This is a genomic window from Streptomyces chattanoogensis, from assembly GCF_001294335.1.
Lineage (GTDB): Bacteria > Actinomycetota > Actinomycetes > Streptomycetales > Streptomycetaceae > Streptomyces > Streptomyces chattanoogensis.
In genome coordinates this window covers 15444-37447 of sequence record NZ_LGKG01000112.1, presented here as the reverse complement: position 1 = coordinate 37447, position 22004 = coordinate 15444, and the positions used below count along the sequence as shown (strand labels likewise).

22 protein-coding genes are annotated in these 22004 nt (G+C 70.7%); 14 read left to right on the top strand and 8 right to left on the bottom strand.

What is annotated here, in order from left to right; genetic code table 11:
* Positions 1-16: 16 nt before the first annotated feature.
* Positions 17-1105 (bottom strand): DUF2637 domain-containing protein, encoded by a 1089-nt coding sequence (locus ADL29_RS13030; RefSeq protein ID WP_046925367.1) that lies wholly within the window; start codon positions 1103-1105, stop codon positions 17-19.
* A 201-nt stretch (positions 1106-1306) separates the two neighbouring features.
* Positions 1307-2146: a (2Fe-2S)-binding protein gene (locus tag ADL29_RS13025; RefSeq protein ID WP_053923833.1), complete on the bottom strand. Its 840-nt coding sequence runs from the start codon at positions 2144-2146 to the stop codon at positions 1307-1309.
* A 129-nt stretch (positions 2147-2275) separates the two neighbouring features.
* On the opposite strand from ADL29_RS13025, the gene ADL29_RS13020 reads away from it, so the two are divergent.
* Positions 2276-3034, top strand: a complete 759-nt coding sequence (locus ADL29_RS13020) for a GntR family transcriptional regulator (protein ID WP_053923832.1) — start codon at positions 2276-2278, stop codon at positions 3032-3034.
* A gap of 48 nt (positions 3035-3082) precedes the next feature.
* Here ADL29_RS13020 and ADL29_RS13015 read toward each other — a convergent pair whose 3' ends face one another.
* From ADL29_RS13015 to ADL29_RS13005, 3 genes are all read right to left on the bottom strand, one after another.
* Complete coding sequence (locus ADL29_RS13015) at positions 3083-3958, bottom strand: hypothetical protein (protein ID WP_245689367.1); 876 nt, start codon at positions 3956-3958, stop codon at positions 3083-3085.
* Between the two features lie 326 nt (positions 3959-4284).
* Positions 4285-5031 carry a hypothetical protein gene (locus ADL29_RS13010; protein ID WP_053923830.1) on the bottom strand — a complete coding sequence of 249 codons (747 nt, stop codon included), beginning with the start codon at positions 5029-5031 and terminating at the stop codon, positions 4285-4287.
* Positions 5032-5538: 507 nt separating this feature from the next.
* Complete coding sequence (locus tag ADL29_RS13005; RefSeq protein ID WP_053923829.1) at positions 5539-7203, bottom strand: PucR family transcriptional regulator; 1665 nt, start codon at positions 7201-7203, stop codon at positions 5539-5541.
* A 271-nt stretch (positions 7204-7474) separates the two neighbouring features.
* Here ADL29_RS13005 and ADL29_RS13000 point away from each other — a divergent pair, with 271 nt between their 5' ends.
* From ADL29_RS13000 to ADL29_RS12970, 7 genes are all read left to right on the top strand, one after another.
* Entirely contained in the window at positions 7475-8365 is an 891-nt protein-coding gene (locus ADL29_RS13000; protein WP_053923828.1) for an FAD binding domain-containing protein, read from the top strand.
* Positions 8356-8955: a (2Fe-2S)-binding protein gene (locus tag ADL29_RS12995; protein WP_053923827.1), complete on the top strand. Its 600-nt coding sequence runs from the start codon at positions 8356-8358 to the stop codon at positions 8953-8955. Before ADL29_RS13000 ends, ADL29_RS12995 begins: the two co-directional genes overlap by 10 nt.
* Positions 8956-8960: 5 nt before the next feature.
* Positions 8961-11348, top strand: coding sequence for a xanthine dehydrogenase family protein molybdopterin-binding subunit (locus tag ADL29_RS12990; protein WP_053923826.1), 2388 nt, complete (start codon positions 8961-8963; stop codon positions 11346-11348).
* A 272-nt stretch (positions 11349-11620) separates the two neighbouring features.
* Positions 11621-13108: an NCS2 family permease gene (locus ADL29_RS12985; RefSeq protein WP_053923825.1), complete on the top strand. Its 1488-nt coding sequence runs from the start codon at positions 11621-11623 to the stop codon at positions 13106-13108.
* A gap of 40 nt (positions 13109-13148) precedes the next feature.
* Positions 13149-14345: an XdhC family protein gene (locus tag ADL29_RS12980; protein ID WP_053923824.1), complete on the top strand. Its 1197-nt coding sequence runs from the start codon at positions 13149-13151 to the stop codon at positions 14343-14345.
* Positions 14346-14475: 130 nt separating this feature from the next.
* Entirely contained in the window at positions 14476-15732 is a 1257-nt protein-coding gene (locus ADL29_RS12975; RefSeq protein WP_053923823.1) for a GNAT family N-acetyltransferase, read from the top strand.
* Positions 15733-16042: 310 nt separating this feature from the next.
* Complete coding sequence (locus ADL29_RS12970; RefSeq protein ID WP_053924001.1) at positions 16043-16993, top strand: LysR family transcriptional regulator; 951 nt, start codon at positions 16043-16045, stop codon at positions 16991-16993.
* 258 nt (positions 16994-17251) lie between these two features.
* On the opposite strand, the gene ADL29_RS46275 is transcribed toward ADL29_RS12970, so the two are convergent.
* On the bottom strand, positions 17252-17590 hold the full coding sequence (locus tag ADL29_RS46275) for a GNAT family N-acetyltransferase (RefSeq protein WP_342671159.1): 339 nt from the start codon (positions 17588-17590) through the stop codon (positions 17252-17254).
* A gap of 4 nt (positions 17591-17594) precedes the next feature.
* Positions 17595-17807: a hypothetical protein gene (locus ADL29_RS46270; protein WP_342671158.1), complete on the bottom strand. Its 213-nt coding sequence runs from the start codon at positions 17805-17807 to the stop codon at positions 17595-17597.
* 270 nt (positions 17808-18077) lie between these two features.
* Here ADL29_RS46270 and ADL29_RS43455 point away from each other — a divergent pair, with 270 nt between their 5' ends.
* The 4 genes from ADL29_RS43455 (at position 18078) to ADL29_RS12940 (ending at position 19492) form a co-directional block, all read left to right on the top strand.
* Entirely contained in the window at positions 18078-18488 is a 411-nt protein-coding gene (locus ADL29_RS43455; protein WP_157878485.1) for a hypothetical protein, read from the top strand.
* A gap of 182 nt (positions 18489-18670) precedes the next feature.
* The gene (locus ADL29_RS44080; RefSeq protein ID WP_169795224.1) at positions 18671-18808 is read left to right on the top strand and encodes a hypothetical protein; all 138 of its coding nucleotides are present in this window, start codon (positions 18671-18673) and stop codon (positions 18806-18808) included.
* Between the two features lie 229 nt (positions 18809-19037).
* On the top strand, positions 19038-19247 hold the full coding sequence (locus ADL29_RS12945; protein ID WP_053923819.1) for a hypothetical protein: 210 nt from the start codon (positions 19038-19040) through the stop codon (positions 19245-19247).
* Complete coding sequence (locus tag ADL29_RS12940) at positions 19226-19492, top strand: DUF7848 domain-containing protein (RefSeq protein WP_470622950.1); 267 nt, start codon at positions 19226-19228, stop codon at positions 19490-19492. The genes ADL29_RS12945 and ADL29_RS12940 overlap by 22 nt, the downstream gene beginning before the upstream one ends.
* A gap of 190 nt (positions 19493-19682) precedes the next feature.
* On the opposite strand, the gene ADL29_RS12935 is transcribed toward ADL29_RS12940, so the two are convergent.
* Positions 19683-20855, bottom strand: coding sequence for an epoxide hydrolase family protein (locus tag ADL29_RS12935; RefSeq protein ID WP_053923817.1), 1173 nt, complete (start codon positions 20853-20855; stop codon positions 19683-19685).
* Between the two features lie 82 nt (positions 20856-20937).
* Between ADL29_RS12935 and ADL29_RS12930 the strand changes: the two genes are divergently transcribed.
* Positions 20938-21513 carry a CGNR zinc finger domain-containing protein gene (locus ADL29_RS12930; RefSeq protein ID WP_053923816.1) on the top strand — a complete coding sequence of 192 codons (576 nt, stop codon included), beginning with the start codon at positions 20938-20940 and terminating at the stop codon, positions 21511-21513.
* A 279-nt stretch (positions 21514-21792) separates the two neighbouring features.
* Positions 21793-21975 carry a 4-oxalocrotonate tautomerase DmpI gene (gene dmpI / locus ADL29_RS12925; protein WP_053923815.1) on the top strand — a complete coding sequence of 61 codons (183 nt, stop codon included), beginning with the start codon at positions 21793-21795 and terminating at the stop codon, positions 21973-21975.
* Positions 21976-22004 lie beyond the last annotated feature (29 nt).

The window sequence follows — 22004 nt, the reverse complement described above, 5'->3', positions numbered from 1 at the left end:
CGCGGTCCGCCACAGCTCAGGCGAAGCGTTGCTCGATCGCTGCCAGTTTCTCCTCCAGGGAGTCCAGACGGGGGAGCGTCTGGGTGTCGTCCTCGGCGGTCAGGTCCACGGTCCGCAGCGGTTCGGCCGCGACGGCGGTGGCTCCGGGGTCAGTGCCGGTCACGGCCTTGAGGGCCGGGCGGTAACGCACCGACGAATCTGATGGGGGCAACGGCTCCGGAAGTTCGCCGGATATGGCGGAATCCCGGTCGGCCAGATCCGCCGGCGCCGCGGTGGCCTGGGTGACGGTCAGTCGGCCGCCGGCCCTGCCGATGCCCCATGAACGGTGCTGCCGGTTGAGGGCCCGCAGCCGTGCCCGGTCGAGCTTGACCTGCTCGCGCCGGCGCCGTCGGCGCTGTTCCCGCTGGCGGCGGTCCTCCCGTACCTCCTCGACCGCCTCGTCCAGCGTCCGTACGCCCTCCAGCAGCATCAGCGACCAGGCCGCGAAGGTCTCGCGGGGCGCCCGCAGCCAGCGCACGATCCGGATCTGCGGCAGCGGACGGGGCACCAGCCCCTGTTCGCGCAGTGCCGCCCGGCGGGTCTGTTTGAGCGCCCGGTCGAAGAGGACCGCGGCGGACAACGACATACCGGCGAAGAACTGCGGTGCGCCCGCGTGGTCCAGGCCGCGCGGCGCATGCACCCAGTTGAACCAGGCCGCGGCCCCCGCGAAGGTCCACACGAGTATCCGGGAGCCGAGCGCCGCGTCGCCGTGGCTGGCCTCGCGGACCGCCAGTACGGAGCAGAACATCGCGGCGCCGTCGAGCCCGAACGGCACCAGATACTCCCAGCCCCCGTACAGGCCGAGGTTCTGCTCGCCGAAGCCGACCAGGCCGTGGAAGGACAGTGCGGCGGCGACCGCCGCACAGCAGAACAGCAACAGATAGGAGGCCGAGGCGAACACCGCCTCTTTGCGGCGACGGCGTTCCTCGTTGCGCTCCCATGAGTCGTCGGCGGACCGGTCGGCCGTGCGTTTGCCACGCAGGACCACTGTCAAGACCGCCATGCCTGCGGCGAGCACCAATGTCACTGGAACAAGCCAATTAAGCGATATGTCGGTCATTCTCATTCTGAATTCCTCACCTTGAGTACCTCGCATACGCGTTTCGCGAGGCATCTTGGCGGAATCCACCCCTCCCCCAGAGGGTTTCCGGGTAAGAGAACGCCAAGGGGGTGCCGGGAGCGGCAGATGGGGGACCGGGGATCGAACTCCCTGGTCAGCAAGGGGAGTTACGTTCGAATGAGATGACCCGTTCGGGTGGTGTGGGGGTCAGGTGGTTGCGGTGAGGCGGGTGATGCGGTCCGCGTCGCAGGTGCGGGGACAGGTGACGCAGGTGTCCTCGGGGCGCAGGGTGTAGAACATGCAGCAGCTCGCGCGGTCACGGGTGGGCAGCGGCTCGCCGTCCGGGCCGGTCAGCGTGCGGAATGCGGCACTGCCGACGTACGGGGCGGTGGCTCCCGGCAGCAGCCGCTCCAGCTCGGCCACCGCCCGAGGCTCCTCGCCCAGCAGATGCCCGAGGTACCACAGGCCCTCGACGACCTCGTCGGTCGCCATCCCCCACAGTGCCCGCGGGCCGCGCCGCAGCCGGCCGCGGAAGCCGCGCAGGACCGGCTCCAGATGCCCGGCCACCGCCGCCCGTACCTCGGCGCGCAGCGCCTCCTCGTCGGCGACGACCCGGGCGCCGGGCAGCTCCGCCGCCGGATCACCGGGAAGGCATGCGAACGAGCGCACCCGTACCGCCATCCGGCCCAGCTCCCGCTGGAAGGCGACGTCCTGTACGGGCAGATACGGCACCCGGCGGTCCAGGAACCAGGGGATGGTGATCAGCAGACAGGCGGGCCAGGCGTAGCGGTGCAGTGCGAAGCTCGCGACGACGTCGGGGCGGGCGCGCTGTCCGTAATCCCGGATGATCTGCGCTTCGTCCCAGGCGAGAAACGTGTCCAGGGTCTCACCGCCGGCCGCGAGACCGGCCGCGCACACCCAGCCGTCGCCGCTCGGGGGCACCGTGTCCCACTCGGTCACCTGCAGGCCGGGGAACACCTCGGAAAGCCGGGCATACGCAGCGGCAACGGGCTGCGCGAGCGGCGGGGCGACGGGGGCAGAAGTCATGCGGAGACCACCGAATCGCGATCGTTAGCAGGTAAGCCTTACCTTATCGGAAGACTCTACCCGGACCGCCGAGGTGGGAACCGGCGCCGCGGGCGCCTATGGTGCTCGGAGTCGTCAGAAGGAATCGCCATGGAGCAGGGCACAGCGGAATACGAGCTGGGCGCACGCGCGTGGGCGCCCGCGCACGCCGGTTCCGCCGTGCCCCGGCAGCCGTCGGCACCGGAGTCGGTGCCGCGGCCGGCCGTGCCCCGCCAGCCGGGCCGGCCGCAGCGCCACTCCGTACGCGGCCAGGTGCTGGCCGCGCTGCGCGAGGCGCTGGTCGCCGGGGAGCTGGCCCCGGGCGAGGTCTACTCCGCACCCGCCCTCGCCGAGCGCTACGGCGTCTCGGCGACCCCGGTGCGCGAGGCCATGCAGCAGCTCGCGGGCGAGGGCGCCGTCGAGGTCGTCCCCAACCGCGGCTTCCGGGTCTGCGAACACAGCTCCCGCGATCTGGCCGAACTGGCCGAGGTGCGCGCCATGCTGGAGATTCCCGCGATCATCCGGCTGGCCAGGGCGCTGGCGCCGGAGCGCTGGGAGGAGCTGCGCCCGCTCGCCGACGCGGGGCTGACCGCCGCCGCACACGGCGACCGCGTCGGCTACGCGGAGGCGGACCGCGCCTTCCACCACGCGCTGATCTCGCTCACCGGGAACCGCCGGCTGACCCAGGTCACCGACGACCTGCTGCGCGACACCCAGTGGCCGGCCGGCGGCTCGCGGCTGCGGACCGCCGATCTGCTGGCGGACGCCTCCGAGCACACCGCCCTGCTGGACGCGCTGATCGCCGGGGAGTGCACGGTCGCCGAGCGCATCGCCCGCGAGCATCTGTCGGCCACCCGGCATCCGCACTGACGCCCGGCCCCCGCCGCGGCGCCCGTACGGAGCGGGCCGGCTTCCGGCTCAGCCGGGAAGCAGCTTCTCCAGCGGCAGCGCCGCGGCATCGGCGGCGGGCCGGGAGAGATACAGATCGGCGTGGTAGAAGCCGTCGGCCTCCTTGCCGACGGCGGACAGCCCGCGGCGGTCCAGCGCCTTGAACACCTCGCGCCGCTCCTCGCCGTCGGCGAACCGGCGCTGGCGGAAGGTCCGCGTGGTGAGCTTCTGGGTCACCAGCCCGGCGCGGTCCAGCAGCGCGACGACGCCGTCGTACGACACCGTACGGAGCACGAACGCCGCGATCCAGGGCGGCGAGGTGACGCAGTCCAGGAGCCGGGCGAAGGTCCGCTCGGTGATGTAGCCGACGCCGCCGGTGACGGTGATCAGGTCGATGCCGGCCAGTGCCTGACGCAACTCGGCGCTGGGGTCGGCAAGTTCGAGGTTGTCGGAGAAGCCGCGGTGGAGCAGCCCGGCCGACTGGGCGTAGGCGACCGCGTGTTCCGCGGCGTCGAGACCGATCACCCGGGCGGCGCCGGGGCGTCGCCGCTTGGCGAAGAACTTGCGGTCTTCCGCGGCGAGCCGGTCCGGCGCCGGAGCCCCCGGGACGTGCCCGGTGTAGCGGCTGTAGAGGTCGGTGAGGGACAGCCGGTGGTTGAGCAGGGCGGCGTTGACGCCGTATGAGCAGCACAGGTCGACGACCCCGAGCGGCGGGCGGTCGCTCCGGCGGCGCTGCAACACCTCGCTCACGGCGCGGAACACGGCCTGGCCGTGGTGCGGAATCTGGTAGTCCAGTGGGCCCAGTGTGGTGAAATACCGATGCGGATCAGGGCAGTTGTATATCGCCTCGAAATCCGCCTTGCCCCAATCGGTTCCGGCGGATGTGTTGGTCACTCCTGCTGCCACGATTGGCCTCCTGAAAGGCTCTGCCAAAGGGAGCTGGTCCCGGAACAGCATTCAGGCCCAGCCGCCGCGTCGCACTGCGACTTGCGGCCATTTCGGGGCGCGTGGGACGGGGCCGCGGCACCTGGGTCCGAGCCTCGCACAAGGGAACGACCGCCGCACCCCGGCCGATCCGCCGCGGTCGGCGCACATTTTCGGCCAATCGGGTGAGGGAGTTGCATGGCTGACGGCGGGGGGTTGACGGGGCGGGCCGGTCCCCGGTGTCCGACCGGCGAGCCCCGTCCGTACGTGACGTAGCACGTCCTGCGTCCTACGTTGCCCCGGCCGTGCTACGTGGCCGCCGGATGCGGCGAGAGATGCTCGGCGAGCCAGGTGGGCACCCCGCCCATGAGACGGAACAGCCGGGCGGCCTCGGCGCGCAGCCGGGGCGCGTCCTCCTCGGGGACGGCATCGGCCAGCGCCGCCAGCGCGGGCGCCGTACCGACCAGGAAGCCCAGCTCCTCCCGGATCCGCAGCGACTCGGCGAAGCCGTGCCTGGCCTCCGCCAACTCCCCGTCGCGCAGGGCGAGTCCGGCCAGATGGCGCCAGGTGAAGGACAGCAGCAGCGTGTCGCCCTGGGCGGTGGCGCCGGCGTGCGCGCGGCGGTAGGCGGCGCGTGCCGAGTCCGGGCTGTCGGCGATGTGCTCGGCCATCAGCCCGCGGCGGAAGTCCAGCAGCGGACGCCCGGCCGCGGCGGGAGCCAGCAGCGCCGCGGCCCGGCCGAGCGCCGAGCGCGCCTCGTCGGCCCGGTCCCGGACGCCCAACACCGTTGCCGTGTACGCCAGATGACCGCGTTCACAGGCCGCGCCGCCCCGCTCGTCGTCGTCGCCGGCCAGCGCCTCGGCGGCGCGCAGCGCGTCCTCGGCCGCGGCCCACCCGGTGGCGGTGAACATGCAGCGCTCGACGAGCAGCGCGGCGCGGCGCAGCGCGGCGGCGGCGTCACGGGCCGCGTGCGGCTCCAGGAGGGCGGCCGCGTCGTCCCAGCAGCCGCGGGAGCGCAGCCGCCACACCGCGCGGTCGAGGGGGTCGTCGTCCATGCCCTGTCTGGCGGCCGGCACCGGAGGTGCCGGGGTCGGTACCGATGGGGATTCACATGCCGGTTCTGTTGATCCGGGTGCCGATTCGGCCGGCCTGGTTTCCGATTCCGCGGACGTAACGGAATCCGCGGATTCCGCGGATCCTGACATGGCGGTATCCGCCACATTGCCCTCCCCGAGCGCGCCATTGAGCGGGAAACTGGATGCAGTGGGCGAATCTCAGCACGAATTCCGTGGTGCGGCCAAGGGGGTGGGTGAATGATTTCACAATCGCCGGGAGGGCGTCCGGGGCCGGTACAGCGGCCCTGATCGGCGGCGCCGTGGTGCCGCGCGGCCGCCGTGCGCGGTAACGGGGTGGCACGGGATGCGCCCGTTCGGGGTACCCCGAACGGCGTACCCGATGCGTTCACCCGAAGAGCGGCCCGCGGCGCCGGGCCGCCCCGGAAACACGCGGATCCCGCCGCTCGGCGACGGGATCCGAAGGCCGGGACCCAAGGGCCCGGCGGGTCAGCTCATCCGCAGTGCCAGGAAGAAGTCGAGCTTGTCCTCGAGCCGGGACAGATCGCGGCCGGTCAGCTGCTCGATCCGGCCGACCCGGTAGCGCAGCGTGTTCACATGCAGATGGAGGCGGGTGGCGCAGCGGGTCCACGAGCCGTCGCAGTCCAGGAACGCCTCCAGCGTGGGGATCAGCTCGGCGCGGTGCCGGCGGTCGTAGTCGCGCAGCGGGTCCAGGAGACGGGCGGTGAAGGCGCGGCGGACGTCGTCGGGGACGAACGGCAGCAGCAGGACGTGCGAGGCCAGCTCCTCGTGCCCGGCGGCGCAGACCCGGCCGGGGCGGGCGGCGGCCACCCGGCGGGCGTGCCGGGCCTCCTCCAGGGCGCCGCGCAGGCCCTCGGCGGAATGCACCGAGGCGCTGACGCCGACGGTGAGCCGGCCGTCGTCCGACAGGCCCCGGCCGAGCGGTTCCCGGACGACGGCGAGCAGATCGTCGGCGTGCAGCCCGGCGGCCGCGCTCTCCCCGGCCTCGTCCATTGTGGCGGGCAGCGGCACCAGCGCCACCGCCTCGTCGCCGGTGTGCGCCACCGCGATCCGGTCCGACGGTTCGGGCCCGAACGTCCCGGGGTCGACCAGCACCTCCTCCAGCAGCGCCTGGGCCACCGGCCCGCCGGGCAGGTCGCCGTTCTCCCACTCGACCCGGGCCACCACGATCTGCCAGTGCGGCGCGGTGCCCAGGCCCGGCAGCAGCACCGGGGCCGCCACCCGCAGCCGGGCCGCGATCTCGGCGGGCGGGGCGCCGGTCTGGACGAGCTCCAGCACCTCCTGGGCGAGCCGCCGGCGCACCGTACGGGCGGCGTCCCGCCGGTCCCGTTCGACGGCGATCAGCTGGGTGACGCCGTTGAGCAGATCCAGCCGCTCCTCCGACCAGTCGCCGGCGTCCGCCTCGACCGCCAGCAGCCAGTCCGAGAGCACCGTTTCGCGCAGGTCACGGCCGTCGGCGCGGATCGGGAAGAGCGAGTACGTCGCACCGCCGAGAGTGACCCGATGCGGTCCCCGGCGGCCGCTGCGGGAAGCCGCCAGATGCTCGCCGGCGAGCCGGGCACCGACCTCGGCGGGCAGCTCCGGGCCGGAGTCCGCCAGCGTCGAGCCGGCGATCTGGCGGCCGGTGGGGGAGAGCACCCAGGCTCGCAGATCGAGGTCCGATCCCAGCAGGTCCAGGACCACCTCCGGGCCTCCGCCCGCGGGGCCGGAGGTCATCAGGCGCCGGTGGCGGTCCACCACGGCGGCCAGGTCACCGGCCCGCTCGCTGGAGACCTGGCGGACGACGTACTCGGTGATGGAGGCGAACGACACGTCCTCGACGACCGAGAACAGCGGCAGCCGGTGCCGCGTACAGGCCTGTACGAGATCGTCGGGGACGGCGCCGAGCTCCGCCTCGCCGGCCGCCAGACCGGCCACCCCGGCGGAGGCCAGGATCCGTACGAACCGTTCGGAGTCCTCCGGCTCACGGCGCCAGGCGAGGCCCGTCAGGACCAGTTCGCCGCCGGAGAGATATCTGCTGGGGTCGCGGAGGTCGGTGGTCATCACACCCCGTACCGTTCGGTCCAGCTCGTCCTCGCCTCCGAGCAGCCGGAGGCCCAGAGTGTCGGTGTCCAGGAGTGCGCGGAGCCGCATGACCTTGCCCGCCGTTCTTTGCTGTCTTGTGTGGCCGGTGGAATGCCGCGAGGTTTCAGATCCTCGTCTTTCGTTCGAATCTACAAGACGGTGGGCCTGGCCAGCCAACCGCTTCATGGTTTCGGTGACTGCACCGGGTGGGTGCAAGGCGCGTTCACTAACTCCAACCGCGTTAACAAGACGTGAACGAGCTCCATGGCGACGAGGGCGGAGGCCCTCACCATTCTCGCCGTGAGCAGCGGATGACCCGATTTCGTAGAAGAGGCCACCCATGGACTTCCTTCGCCCCGCCAGCTGGGAGGAGGCGCTCGCCGCTAAGGCCGAGCACCCCACCGCTGTGCCCATCGCGGGCGGCACGGACGTGATGGTCGAGATCAACTTCGACCACCGCCGCCCCGAGTACCTGCTCGACCTGAACCGTATCGGTGACCTGAGCGAGTGGGAGGTCGGGGAGAAGACCGTACGGCTGGGCGCCTCCGTTCCCTACACCAAGATCATGGAGAACCTGCGGCGCGAGATCCCGGGCCTGGCGCTGGCGTCGCACACCGTCGCCTCCCCGCAGATCCGCAACCGCGGCGGCGTCGGCGGCAACCTGGGCTGCGCCTCCCCGGCCGGCGACGCGCACCCCGCGCTGCTCGCCTCCGGCTGCGAGGTCGAGGTCGAGTCCGCCGCGCGCGGCGTCCGCATGATCCCGATCGACGAGTTCTACCTCGGCGTCAAGCGCAACGCCCTGGAGCCCGACGAGCTGATCCGCTCGGTGGTTCTGCCCAAGGCCGACGGCCCGCAGCAGTTCTCCAAGGTCGGCACCCGTAACGCCATGGTCATCGCGGTCTGCGCGTTCGGTATCGCGCTGCACCCCGAAACGCGCACGGTCCGCACCGGCATCGGCTCGGCCGCGCCCACCCCGATCCGCGCCAAGGAGGCCGAGGAGTTCCTCGCCGCGGCGCTGGACGAGGGCGGCTTCTGGGAGTCCGGTGCCCCGATCCCGCCGTCCGTCGCCAAGCAGTTCGCGCAGCTCGCCTCCGGCGCCTGCAACCCCATCGACGATGTGCGCGGCAGCGCCAAGTACCGCCGCCACGCGGTCGGGATCATGGCGCGCCGCACCCTCGGCTGGACCTGGGAGTCCTACCGCGGCAACGAGAGGAGCGCACAGTGCGCGTGACATTCACCGTCAACGGCCGCAAGCAGGAGGCCGACGATGTCTGGGAAGGCGAGAGCCTGCTGTACGTCCTCCGCGAGCGGATGGGCCTGCCGGGTTCGAAGAACGCCTGTGAGCAGGGCGAATGCGGTTCCTGCACGGTACGCCTGGACGGTGTGCCGGTCTGTTCCTGCCTGGTCGCCGCCGGCCAGGTCGAGGGCCGCGAGGTGGTGACCGTCGAGGGTCTGGCGGACTTCGCCAAGCAGCGGGCCGAGAAGAGCGGCTGCGCGAGCGGCGCCTGCGGTACGAGCCTCCAGGAAGCCCAGCAGTGGCAGTCCAAGCCGGCCGACTCGCAGACCGGCGAGAACACCGACCTCTCCCCGATCCAGCAGGCGTTCATCGACGCCGGCGCGGTCCAGTGCGGATTCTGCACCCCGGGTCTGCTGGTCGCCGCCGACGAGCTGCTCGAGCGCAACGACTCCCCGTCGGACGCCGACATCCGCGAGGCGCTGTCGGGCAACCTGTGCCGCTGCACGGGCTACGAGAAGATCCTCGACGCGGTCCGGCTGGCGGCCGCCCGCGGCGAGAACCAGACCGCCGGACAGGGGGCCTGATCGCCATGGCTGGTGCCACCCGTACACCCACCAACCTCACCCAGGGCGGCAAGACCGACGCCGGGATCGGTGCCTCCACGCTCCGCCCCGACGGCACCCTCAAGGTGACCGGCGAGTTCGCCTACTCCTCGGACATGTGGCACGAGGACATGCTGTGGGGCTTCACGCTCCGCTCCACGACCGCGCATGCCGAGATCGTCTCCATCGACACCTCCGAGGCGCTGAAGACCTCCGGCGTCTACGCGGTCCTCACCTACGACGACCTGCCCACCGACGTGAAGAACTACGGCCTGGAGATCCAGGACACGCCGGTTCTCGCGCACGGCAAGGTCCGCCACCACGGTGAGCCGGTGGCGCTGGTCGCCGCCGACCACCCGGAGACCGCGCGCCGCGCCGCCGCCAAGATCAAGATCGAGTACCGGGAACTCCCCGTCATCACCGACGAGGCCTCCGCACTCGCCGAGGACGCGATCCTGGTCCACGAGGGCCGCGACGACCACCACATCGGCCACGTCCCGCACCCCAACATCGTCCACCGCCAGCCGATCATCCGCGGCAACGCCGACGAGGCCGCCAAGAAGGCCGATGTCATCGTCTCCGGCGAGTACGTCTTCGGCATGCAGGACCAGGCCTTCCTCGGCCCGGAGTCCGGCCTCGCGGTGCCCGGCGAGGACGGCGGCGTCGACCTCTACGTCGCCACCCAGTGGCTGCACTCGGACCTCAAGCAGATCGCCCCGGTCCTCGGCCTGCCCGAGGAGAAGGTCCGCATGACGCTCTCCGGCGTCGGCGGTGCCTTCGGCGGCCGCGAGGACATCTCGATGCAGATCCACGCCTGCCTCCTGGCGCTGCGCACCAACAAGCCCGTCAAGATCGTCTACAACCGGTTCGAGTCGTTCTTCGGGCACGTCCACCGCCACCCGGCGAAGCTCTGGTACGAGCACGGCGCCACCAAGGACGGCAAGCTCACGCACATGAAGTGCCGGATCGTGCTGGACGGCGGCGCCTACGCCTCCGCCTCCCCGGCCGTCGTCGGCAACGCCTCCTCCCTGTCCGTCGGCCCGTACGTCGTCGACGACGTCGAGATCGAGGCCATCGCGCTCTACTCCAACAACCCGCCCTGCGGCGCCATGCGCGGCTTCGGCGCGGTCCAGGCGTGCTTCGCCTACGAGGCGCAGATGGACAAGCTCGCCAAGAAGCTGGGCCTGGACCCGGTCGCGTTCCGGCAGCTCAACGCCATGGAACAGGGCACGATCATGCCCACCGGCCAGCCCGTCGACTCGCCCGCCCCGGTCGCCGAACTGCTCCGCCGCATCAAGGCGATGCCGCTTCCCCCGGAGCAGCAGTGGCTGGCGGCCGGTGAGGGCGCCGACGTCCGCGCGCTGCCCGGCGGACTGTCCAACACCACCCACGGCGAGGGCGTGGTCCGCGGCATCGGCTACGCCGTCGGCATCAAGAACGTCGGCTTCTCCGAGGGCTTCGACGACTACTCCACCGCCCGGGTGCGCATGGAGGTCATCGGCGGCGTGCCGGTCGCCACCGTCCACACCGCGATGGCGGAGGTCGGCCAGGGCGGTATCACCGTCCACGCCCAGATCGCCCGCACCGAGCTCGGCGTCGAGCAGGTCACCATCCACCCCGCCGACACCCAGGTCGGCTCGGCCGGCTCGACGTCCGCCTCCCGGCAGACGTACATGACCGGCGGCGCGGTGAAGAACACCTGCGAGGCCGTGCGCGAGAAGGTCCTGGAGAGGGGCCGCGTCAAGTTCGGCACGTACCACCCCGCGTGGGCCACCGCCGAACTGCTGCTGGAGGGCGGCAAGGTCGTCACCGACGGCGGCGAGGTCCTCGCGGACATCGCGGACGTCCTGGAGGGCGAGGCGGTCGACCTGGAGCTGGAGTTCCGGCACCGGCCCACCGAGCCGTTCGACCTGAAGACCGGCCAGGGCTTCGGCCACGTCCAGTACTCCTTCGCCGCGCACCGCGCGGTCGTGGAGGTGGACACCGAGCTCGGCCTGGTGAAGGTCATCGAGCTGGCCGTCGCCCAGGACGTCGGCAAGGCGCTCAACCCGCTGTCCGTCGTCGGCCAGATCCAGGGTGGCACCACCCAGGGCCTGGGCGTGGCGGTCATGGAGGAGATCATCGTCGACCCGAAGACCGCGAAGGTGCGCAACCCCTCCTTCACGGACTACCTGATCCCCACGATTCTCGACACCCCGACCATCCCGGTCGATGTGCTCGAACTCGCCGACCCGAACGCGCCGTACGGTCTGCGCGGTCTCGGCGAGGCCCCGACCCTGTCGTCCACTCCGGCCGTCCTCGCGGCGATCCGGAACGCGACCGGGCTGGAGCTCAACAAGACGCCGGTGCGCCCCGAGCACCTCACCGGCACCTGAGCCGTCCGGGGGCCCAGCCCCCGGACACCGGTTCCGGGCGGTGCGCGCCTAGGGGTGTCCCTGTCCGTCCTCCTCCGCGCACCGCCCGGTTCCACCCCGCACCACCCGCACCACCTGCTCCACCCCGCACCACGCAGTCGCTGCCTGGCACCCCCCGGCCGGGTCAGTACCAACGTTCGTCTCGGGCCGTCCCCCGGGTCGTGCAGCCGAAGTTCCATCCCAAATCTCGCACTTGATGCGGGTGTCCCATTGAACCTTGGGAGTCAGGCACCATGACCCAGCAGTCCACTGAGCCACAGACGGTGGCGGAAGACGCGGGCACCGGCTCACGCCAGCCCGCCGGCCGCTCTTGGCTCGACCGGTATTTCCACATCTCCGACAGAGGATCGACGATCGGCCGCGAGGTGCGTGGCGGCGTCACCACCTTCATGGCGATGGTGTACATCGTCCTCCTGAACCCGGTGATTCTCACCAGCGCCCAGGACATCACCAAGGCCCACCTCGACGCGGGCCAGGTGACCACCGCGACCGCACTGGCCGCAGCCGTCACCACCATCGCCATGGGCTTCCTCGGCAACGTCCCCCTCGCACTGGCTGCGGGTCTCAGCGTTTCCGCCGTGATGGCCTTCCAGGTCGCCCCCACCATGACCTGGGACAACGCCTGGGCGATGTGCGTCATCTACGGCGCCGTGATCGTCCTGCTCGTCGTCACCGGCCTGCGCGAACTGATCATGAACGCCATCCCGTTGCCCCTCAAGCACGCGATCACCATGGGCATCGGTCTGTTCGTCTGCCTCATCGGCCTCGTCCAGGCGGGCTTCGTCACCTCCATGCCCGGCCCGGGCGGCATGTCCGGCGCCAAGCCGATCCAGCTCGGCACCGCCGACATGCTCACCGGCTGGCCCGTCTTCTGCTTCTGCGTCACGGTCCTGCTGATCTTCCTGCTCCAGATCCGCAAGGTCCCCGGCGCCATCCTCATCGGCATCATCGGCGGCACGGTCCTCGCCGCGGTCGTCCACCAGCTGGCCGGCCTGACTCCCAAGGACTGGGGCGGCACCAACGCCCCGGTGCTCTCCGGCTCCTTCGTCTCCACCCCTGACTTCGGACTGCTCGGCCATGTGTCCTTCAGCGGCCTGGGCAACGTCGGCGGCATCACCATCGGCGTCATCGTCTTCACCCTCGTCCTGGCGGGCTTCTTCGACGCCATGGGCACCATCATCGGCATCGGCCAGCAGGCCGGCCTCGCCGACAAGGACGGCAAGATGCCCGGGCTGAACAAGGCCCTGGCCATCGACGGCGCCGGCGGCGTCATCGGCGGTCTCGCCGGAGCCTCCGGCCAGACCGTGTTCGTCGAGTCCACCGCGGGCGTCGGCGACGGGGCGCGCACCGGCTTCGCCAGCGTCATCACCGGCACCGGCTTCGCCCTGTGCCTCTTCTTCACCCCGCTGGCGCAGGTCATCCCGACGCAGGTCGCGGCGGGCGCCCTGGTGGTGATCGGCTCGATGATGCTGACCAATGCCAAGCACATCAACTGGGACGACCCGGCGACCTCCATCCCGGTGTTCCTGACGACCGTGCTGATGCCGTTCACCTACTCCATCACCGCCGGTATCGCCGCCGGCTGCATCGCCTACGTCGCCATCAAGGCCGTCCAGGGCAAGTGGCGTGAGCCCGGCTGGCTGATGTGGGTGCTCTCCGCGGTGTTCCTGGCGTACTTCGCGCTCAGCCCGATCGAGCACTTCCTGGGCGTGCATCACTGATCCGCCCCTCCACCCATCCGTAATCCGTAAGGAGACCGACATGCTGGACATCGCCGAAGAACTGCACCGGTGGGTCGAGCAGGGACGCGATTTCGCGGTGGCCACCGTCGTGGCCACCAATGGCAGCGCGCCCCGCCAGCCCGGTGCCGCTCTCGCCGTCGACACCGACGGCACGGCGATCGGGTCGGTCTCCGGCGGATGCGTGGAGGGAGCGGTCTACGAGCTGTGCCAGGAGGCGCTGGAGACCGGCGAGCCGGTTCTCGAGCGCTTCGGCTACAGCGACGAGGATGCTTTCGCCGTGGGTCTGACCTGCGGCGGAATCATCGACATCCTCGTCACCCCGGTACGGACGAGCGGCCGTGGACCCGCCGCCGACAGCGGATCCGCCGGCACCCCGGTGGACAGCACTGCCGAGACGCTCGCCGCCGCGCTGGCCGCCGCCGCCCGTGGGGAGGCGGCGGCGGTCGCGCGGATCATCCAGGGCCCGGCCGAACTCGTCGGCCGCGCCCTGCTCGTCCGCCCCGACGGCACCCACACCGGCACCCTGGGCGGCCACCCGGCCCTCGACCGTACGGCGGTCGAGGAGACCCGCGCCCTGCTGGACGTGGGACGTACGACGACCCTCGAGATCGGCGAAGACGGTTCGCAGTGCGGCCAACCGGTCATCCTCCTCGTCGAATCCTCCGTCCCCGCCCCCCGCATGATCGTCTTCGGTGCCATCGACTTCGCCTCCGCGCTCGTCCGCGTCGGAAAGTTCCTCAATTACCACGTCACCGTCTGCGACGCCCGGCCCGTCTTCGCCACCCGCACCCGTTTCCCGGAGGCCGACGAGATCGTCGTCGACTGGCCGCACCGCTACCTCGACTCCCAGGAGCTCGACTCCCGTACGGTCCTCTGCGTCCTCACCCACGACGCCAAGTTCGACGTCCCCCTGCTGGAGCGGGCGCTCACACTCCCCGTCGCCTACGTCGGCGCCATGGGTTCGCGCCGCACCCATCTCGACCGCCAGCAGCGCCTGCGCGACGTGGGCCTGACCGAGCTCGAACTCAACCGGCTGCGCTCGCCCATCGGCCTCGACCTCGGCGCCCGCACCCCCGAGGAGACCGCCCTGTCCATCGCCGCCGAAATCGTCGCCAACCGCCGCGGCGGCACCGGCGTCCCGCTGACCGGCGCCCACACACCCATCCACCACGACGCGGCGGCCCGGCCGGTGGGACGTATCGGCTCCGTGGCCTGAGGCCGGCGCCCGGCACGGGACGGCCCCCGGCGGGCCCGCCGTCCGGGAGCCGTACGGCCCCGGACAGCGGGCCGTTACGGCCGCCGGAAATACGGATGCCGTTGCCGGGCCCACGGGTTAGCGTCCCCCGGTGACCACGACCGCCACCGCCGCCGCAGCCGCCGTCCGAGACATCCCGGAGAGCCATCTCGACCGGGCCCTCGACCTCACCTATCTCGCCCACCACCTCGCCCCCGCGGCCGAGACCCGCGCGTACCACCGGGCCCTGCTCGCACGGTGCACCAGAGTCGGGGCGTACGAGGGGGACCAGCTGGTCGGCCTGGTTGCCGCACACCCCCACACCCTCTCCCTCCCCGGCGGCGAACTCCCCTGCGCGGGCCTCGACTTCGTCTCGGTCGCGCCCACCCACCGGCGGCGCGGCCTGCTGACCGCGATGATGGCGGAACTCTGGCGCCGCTGCGCCGCCGCCGGACAGCCGCTGGCCGGCCTCTGGGCCTCCGAGAGCGCCATCTACGGCCGCTACGGCTTCGCGCCCGCCACCGAGGCGGACCGCGTGGAAATCGACGCCACCGTCCCGCTCGACCTCCGCATCGCCCCCGATCCCCGCCCGCTGCGCCTGATCGACCCCGCCGACGCGCCCGCCCTGCTCGACCCGCTGTACGAGGCCAGCCGCACGCGCCGGGCCGGGCGGTTCCGCCGTGACGAGCGATGGTGGCGGACCTCGGTGCTGGCGCTGGACGCCCCCGAGGACCACCCCGAGGGCTTCGGCGCACCCCGGGTGGTGGTGCTCGGCGCCCCCGGTGAGACCCCCGGCGGCTACGCCGTCTACCGCACCCGCGGCTTCCAGGAGGGCAGCGGCGCGCCCGGTGCGGTCCTGGTGAGGGAACTGGAGGCGGACGACGCACCGGCCGCCGCCGCGCTGTGGTCCTACCTCACCGGCATCGACCTGACGACGACCGTCCGGGCCGGCGCCCGCCCGGCCGACGACCCCCTGCTCCGCCTGGCCGCCGACCGCGACCGGGTACGCATCACCGGCACCGTCCCCTGCCTCTGGCTCCGCCTGGTCGACGTCCCCGCCGCCCTCACCGCCCGCTCCTGGGCGGCCCCCGTCGACCTCGTCCTCGACCTGCAGGACGCCGAACTCCCCGCCAACGCGGGCCGCCTGCACCTGACCGCCGACCCCGACGGCGCCACCTGCGCACCCACCACCGCCACCCCCGACATCACCCTGGACGCACGGGAACTGGCCGCCTGCTACCTGGGCGGCACCCGACTGCGCGACCTCGTACGCGACGGACTCGTCACCGAACACACCCCCGGCGCGGCCCGCCGCCTGGACGCGGCCCTGGAGACGGAGTGGCTGCCGTTCACCGGGGATGACCACTGAGCGAGGCGGGGGCGGCGGTCCGGGGATGCGGTGGTCTATGGGAAGACGTTTCCGGTGCAGCCCGGGAAGATGTTTCCGGTGCAGCCCGGGAATACGGCCCTGGCCCCCCGGGGAATCGGGAACACGGTCCTCGTCCCGCCCGGGAATCGGGAATACGGTCCCGGTCCCGCCGCGTTGTGGCCTGCAAGGGGCGCTTGCATCCCCTAGGGGATCTGTTCGAACATCCCCTAGGGGTCCGGGATCCTGGCCGGTGATACACAAGACGCTGCCCAAGGGCAGACCGGGAACCGGCCGGGACGGGGGGGAAGTCGTGGAACTCAGACAGGTGCGGTACTTCGTCATGGTCGCGCAGGAGCTGCACTTCGGGCGGGCGGCGGACCGTCTGCACATCGTGCAGTCGGCGGTGAGCCAGCAAATCCGGCGACTGGAGCGGGAGTTGAAGGCCGACCTGTTCGACCGGTCGGCGCGCCAGGTGCGGCTGACGCCCGTCGGTGAACGGTTCCTGCCCGAGGCGCGGGCGCTGCTCGCCGCCGAGGAACGGGCCCGCGCGGTCGTCAGGGATCTGGCCGTCAACCGGGCGGGCGTCCTGCGCGTGGGGACGACAACGGGTCTGGGCGACCACCTGGACCGGGTGCTGGATGCGCTGGCCGGGCTCGTCCCGGAGATCGGCGTGGAGCTGGTCGCGGCCCCCGCCCGGGAGCGCCTCGAGCGGGTCGCGGCCGGTGAGCTGGACGCGGCGTTCGTACGGGGTGATGCGGACGACGGCGTTCACCCCCGTACCGTCAACGCGAGGGGAGCCGGCCGGGAGGCCCTGAGCTTTGTGCCGCTGTGGCAGGACCCGCTGGTGGCAGCCGTCCCCGCCCGTCACCCGCTCGCCTCCTCACCCGGCACCATCGCGCTCGCCGACCTCGCGGACGTCCCCCTGGTCCTGACCGAACGCCGCAACAACCGCCCCCTGGTCGACCTGGTCGTCACCGCCTGCCACAACGCCGGCTTCGAGCCCGTACCGGGCCCCCGCCCCGGCACCCTGGACAACAACCTGACCGCCATCGGCGCCTGCGGCCCGACCGAAGCCCTCTGGACCGTCGTCTACGCCGCCCATGCCCGTCGGCTGAACACCCCTCGGGTGGCCTTCCTCCCGTTCCGCAACCCGGGCATGGAACTCACCACCCACCTCGCCGTCCAGCGAACGGATCCGCCGGCGGGGATCGATCTGCTGCTCCGGGCCTGCGCTGCGCCGGTCGAGAGCGGTGCTCTGTAACGTGATGGCTGATCCGGTCGGCGAACCGTGATCCGGTCGGCGAACCCTGATCCGCGGAGAGACCCCTGATCTCGGCTGCGCTGTCTCATGGGTGCTGCGGCCTGCGTCGGTGGAAACAACCACGGCACCGGACCCGACTGCCGTACTCGGATACGCGGCTCGGGACGGCGTACGGGCTGGGGCGGATGCAGGTACGAGGTGTGGCGAAGCAACGGCTCCCCGACGGGGGCCGTTGCCCTGTTGCGGTGTGCGAAATGTTCAACCGAGGCTGAGGACCATCACGTCGTGGAGGGCTGCGCCCTCCCAGGGACGGGTCTCACCTACCTTTCGGTAGCCCAACGACTGGTAAATCGCTTGAGCTGCCGCGGCGTCCGGATGCACGTTGAGCAGTACGCGCTCTTCCTTTTCTCCCGCCAGCAGAGCCTCATGCATGCGTCGACCAACCCCGAGTCGCCGCCAGGGCGCCCGTACTGCGAACTCCATGAGCCCGAAAGTGCGGTGCCCGTCCTCCCGACTTACGTCGGCCGGGACAGGAGTGACCAGGTGCCCCCACCAACCGGTTGCGGGACTGAGCGGATAGCCGTACGCAATGCCCACCGGTTCACCGCCGGCAGTACGGGCCAGGACGGCGCGGAAAGGTGGCTTTGCGAACCTGCGAGCGGAAGCGACGGAAGTTCTTCTCTATCGATTCCGGGGTCTCCTCGTATGGTTCCTCAGCGAACACTTGTGTGTAGAAGAGCCTGAAGGCGGACTCGGCCCGTGCGGCAGCCGGGCCGTCCAAGGGCTCAACGATGATCGCCTCTGACGTGGTCATGAGTGGCCTCCCCGCATCGATTCTTGAATTCGCTCCGAGGCGTCGCGTGCCGCGGTGGTTTCGATAGCGCTGATGCTCTTCCGAAAAGCCCGGATGCGGTCGGTGAGACGATCGGAGGAGATCTCTCCGCACGATTCGAGTACGCCCGCCATATCGGCGCACGCCTCCTCCACCTCCCCGCGTCAAGAAGGGCACTGGCCAGCTTGGACCTGTACCACGCCGTATTGCGGGCATAGCCGCCCCCGATACCCTCCACAGTGGCGCGTAGAAATGGCACTGCGCGCCGAGGTTTTCCTGCCCTCGCGTACATATCTGCTGTGGCGTAGTCGATTTCTACGGGTCCGGCGAACCGCGCCCAATGGGGAATCTCCTCGCTCGCAGCAACGACTGAAGGTCACGGCCGATCTTGGCTGTATAGACGGAGTCTTTCAGTGTCCGCGTGAGGCGCAGTTCCAGTTGCTTCGCGCGAGCCTTGGCGGTGATTCCTCCGGAACGATGGTCAACCGCGTAGAGGTCGGCCAGGCGGGCGCGAAGCGCCGCTACGTCACTCGCACCGGCACGCGGGCCGTGTCGGTCAGGGAGAATGGCCGCTGCCGCGACCGCCCCCGTACCGGCGACGAACGCTCGACGTTTCACTTCTGCATCGTCACCGATCTGCTGCACAGTTGCACGCCTGTGTAGGGGGACATCGAACCCCATCTCGATCAGTGGAAGACCGAACATCGCTTCCAGGACGCACTGTTGTCCGCCATCGTTCGGCCGCCGCGCTACCGGCCGAACGGTACGAGGACGCCGCGACGCTCGCGCCTTCCCGTGCTCCTGTCCGGCAGCCGGGGCTGCTGCGTGGAGAGGACTCGGCCCTGGTGCGCCCGTACATCCTCACCTCCGAGGAATGGCGGGAGCGCCGGGCCCAGCGCGGTCGGCGACGGGCGCTGTGGCTGGCCGTGCACGGGTACGACGCGGGGCCGCGCTGGATTCACGGGGTGGAGGTGATGGGGTGATGCCTCGCAACTGTCGCCCCGTTCACCTGCCGGACCGCGTGCCGGTGCCCGAGTCTGAGCCGGTAGCCGGGTGCGACGTGTGCGCCGCCCTGGTCCGCCAGCGTGAGGCGGCGCGTGCCGTCGGAGACAAGTCGACCCTGATCGACCGCAACATCGAGCTTCGCCGCCATCCCCACGCGAAGGCGGTCCGCGCATGAGAGCGGGGGCATGGTCGAGGTGGTGCGACCAGGTGGAGGAGGCGTGGAATCGGCATGTCAGGCATCGGGAGTTGTACCGGCAGCTTGATGTCGTGCGGGCGGAACTCAAGGCTCGTACCGCGTGGGTGGCTGAGCTGACCGAGGAGGATCTCGCGGAGGCGCTGCGTGGTCTGAGCGAGCGCATCGATGCTGTGCGGGAGGCGGGCGGCGATGCTGCGGAGTGTCCGGACGGCACGCCGTGAGGGGGCGGGACAGGTTCCTGGAGTGGACGCTTCGGGCCGATCCGAAGCTGGGTCTCAGGCACGTGGGGAAATGCCTGATCTGCTGGGAGTCCTGCGTCGATACCCCCTTCGCAGAAAAGGCCCGGGACTGGTGCCTCAAGCATGTGGGCGTCACCGGTCACACCGGCTTCCAGTTGTCGGCGTTCGAGTTCTTCGATGCCATCCTCACTGACCACCCGTCGGTGAACGACACTCCGCCGACGTAGGCAGTTAGGCAGCGAGGGCGGGCTACTCGACTCTGGGTTGGTCTCGCTTCTGCTGCGACCTGACAGACAGAGATGTGAGGCACGGTTCGACCCGCCGGCAGGGGGTCTCGATGAGTTCGGTCTGGAAGTCGTCGGGCAACGCCTTGAGCCGGATCAGGCGGTGATCGAGTGCCGGGTCGCCGAGCCGCGTTCACCGACGAGCGGCCAGCACTGCCGCGAGGCCCTCTTGCAGATCTTTGACGAAATACTCGGGAACCTCCAGCGACGGGAAATGTCCCCCGCTTTCCGGCGACCCCCATCGGACGATCTGTCGGTACCGCTCCTGCGCCCAGGGGAGCGGGCACTTCTCGACGTCGCGGGGATACATGGTGATTGCCGACGGGACGTCGACCCGGAGTTCGGGGTCCAGCGAGTTGTGGCTTTCGTAGTAAATGCGGGCCGACGATGCGCCGGTCCGCGTCAGCCAATACAGGGTGACGTTGTCAAGAATTCTGTCTCTGGACATCGTCTCGAACGGACTGTCTTCGGTGTCCGACCACTCGGCGAACTTGTCGAGGATCCAGGCAAGGAGCCCGACCGGTGAGTCGACGAGCGAGTAGCCGATGGTCTGCGGCCGGGTCGCCTGCTGCTTCGCGTACGCCGCGCGGTGGCGCCAGAAATCGCGGGTTTCCTCGGTCCACTTGCGCTCGACCGCCGTCAGCCCGTCCGTGGTCAACCCGGGCGGCCCCTCCGCGAAGGTGGTGTGGATACCGAGAACGTGCGCCGGGAACCTGCCGCCGAGAACCGTGGTGATATTGCCTCCCCAGTCGCCGCCGTGGGCTACGAACTTGCTGTAGCCGAGCCTGCCCATCAGCTCCACCCATGCGGCCGCGATCTTTTCGGTTCCCCACCCGGTGGTGGCCGGTTTGTCGCTGTAACCAAAGCCCGGTAGCGACGGGACCACGACATGGAAGGCCGGCGCGTCCGCGTCTTTCGGATCTGTCAGCTCGTCCACTACGTCGATGAACCGGGCGATGCTGTCCGGCCAGCCGTGCGTCAAGATCAGAGGAGTGGCATCCGCGCGCGCGGACCGGCGGTGCAGGAAGTGGATTCCCAGATCATCAATGGTCGTGCGGAACTGGCCGATCCGGTTGAGGCGCTCTTCGAACGACCGCCAGTTGTACCCGGTGCGCCAGTAGTTCACGACATCGACGAGGTCGGCGAGCGGAACGCCCTGTTCCCATCGGCGAGGGCCGGGCGCGGCGCGATGGACCGTCTCGGCCTCCGGCAGCCGCGCCGCGGCCAGTCGCGCGCGCAGATCGTCGAGGTCGGCGTCGGTCGCGTGGGCTTCACATACTTGTACGTCGCTGGCTGGACGGGGCATGAGGCCTCCTGGCCATCGTGGAACCGGCTAAGACGGTTCTAGCAGTTCTCCGGACCATGCCACAACCGGCTAAGGTGGTTCCATGCGTGCTGGATTCCCTGACTTCCGCCTCGGCAACGTGCTGGCGACCAGCTTCACGGGGACTCTGTCGGAGCGTCATGGCACCGCCGTGGAGCGCATTCCCACGCCGCAGCGACTCGTCGACTGGCTGGCGGTGAGCGGCCTCACCGTGGACTCCTGCACCACTGCCCAGCTCGACCTCGCTCGGGAACTGAGGGAGTCGGTTCACGCCGCCGCGACAGCGGCCGCGACCCAGGACGCTCTCCCCGCCTCCGCTGTCCAAGTCATCAATGACTGCAGCGCTCAGGGCCGGGCCGCGGCCATCCTGACGCCCGAGGGCAAGCGGCAATGGCGGCTCAGCTCGGCTTCCCGCGTGGAAGACGCCCTCGGCGTGATCGCCGCCGACGCGATCAGCATCATCGCGGGCGAACGCGACGGAAAACTGGCCTTGTGTGCATCGCCGACCTGCCGAGCCGCCTTCTTCGACACCAGCCAAAGTCGCACCCGCAAATGGTGCGACATGAACACGTGCGGGAATCGTCAGAAGAAAGCGCGCTTCAATGCCAACCAGCGCAAAAACGCCGGACTCCCGTTGTAGTGAGCCTTGTGCGGGGAAATCAGGACCCACAGCGAGGAAGGCACTCGCGACTTCCCCCCCACTTCCTCGCCACTTCCTCGCCAAGTCCGACTCGATGCTCTTGAGTTCGTGACACGACCACCGACCCATCTCCCTTCGTGATCGCTGTGTGCACGAACCGCTTCTTGGTCACGTGGCCTCCACGCGATGGACTGATCCCACACCGGTGAGCCACCCGGGACCCCGGAAGACCGGGACCGGAAACACCTCAATGGCCGCCACTGACAAGGGAGTTCCGTCATGCCGACAGTCACCGTCCTGCAGGCGCCGCGCAGCGTCGAGCTGAAGCGGGAGCTGGTCAAGCAGATCACCGATGCGTTTGTGGACGCGTACAAGATTCCGGCCGAGACCGTGACGGTCTGGATTCAGGAGACCCCGGCCGACAGCTGGGGTTCGGCGGGGAAGCTGACCCTCGACAAGTAGCCGGGACCGGGCGGGGGCGGCCCACGCCG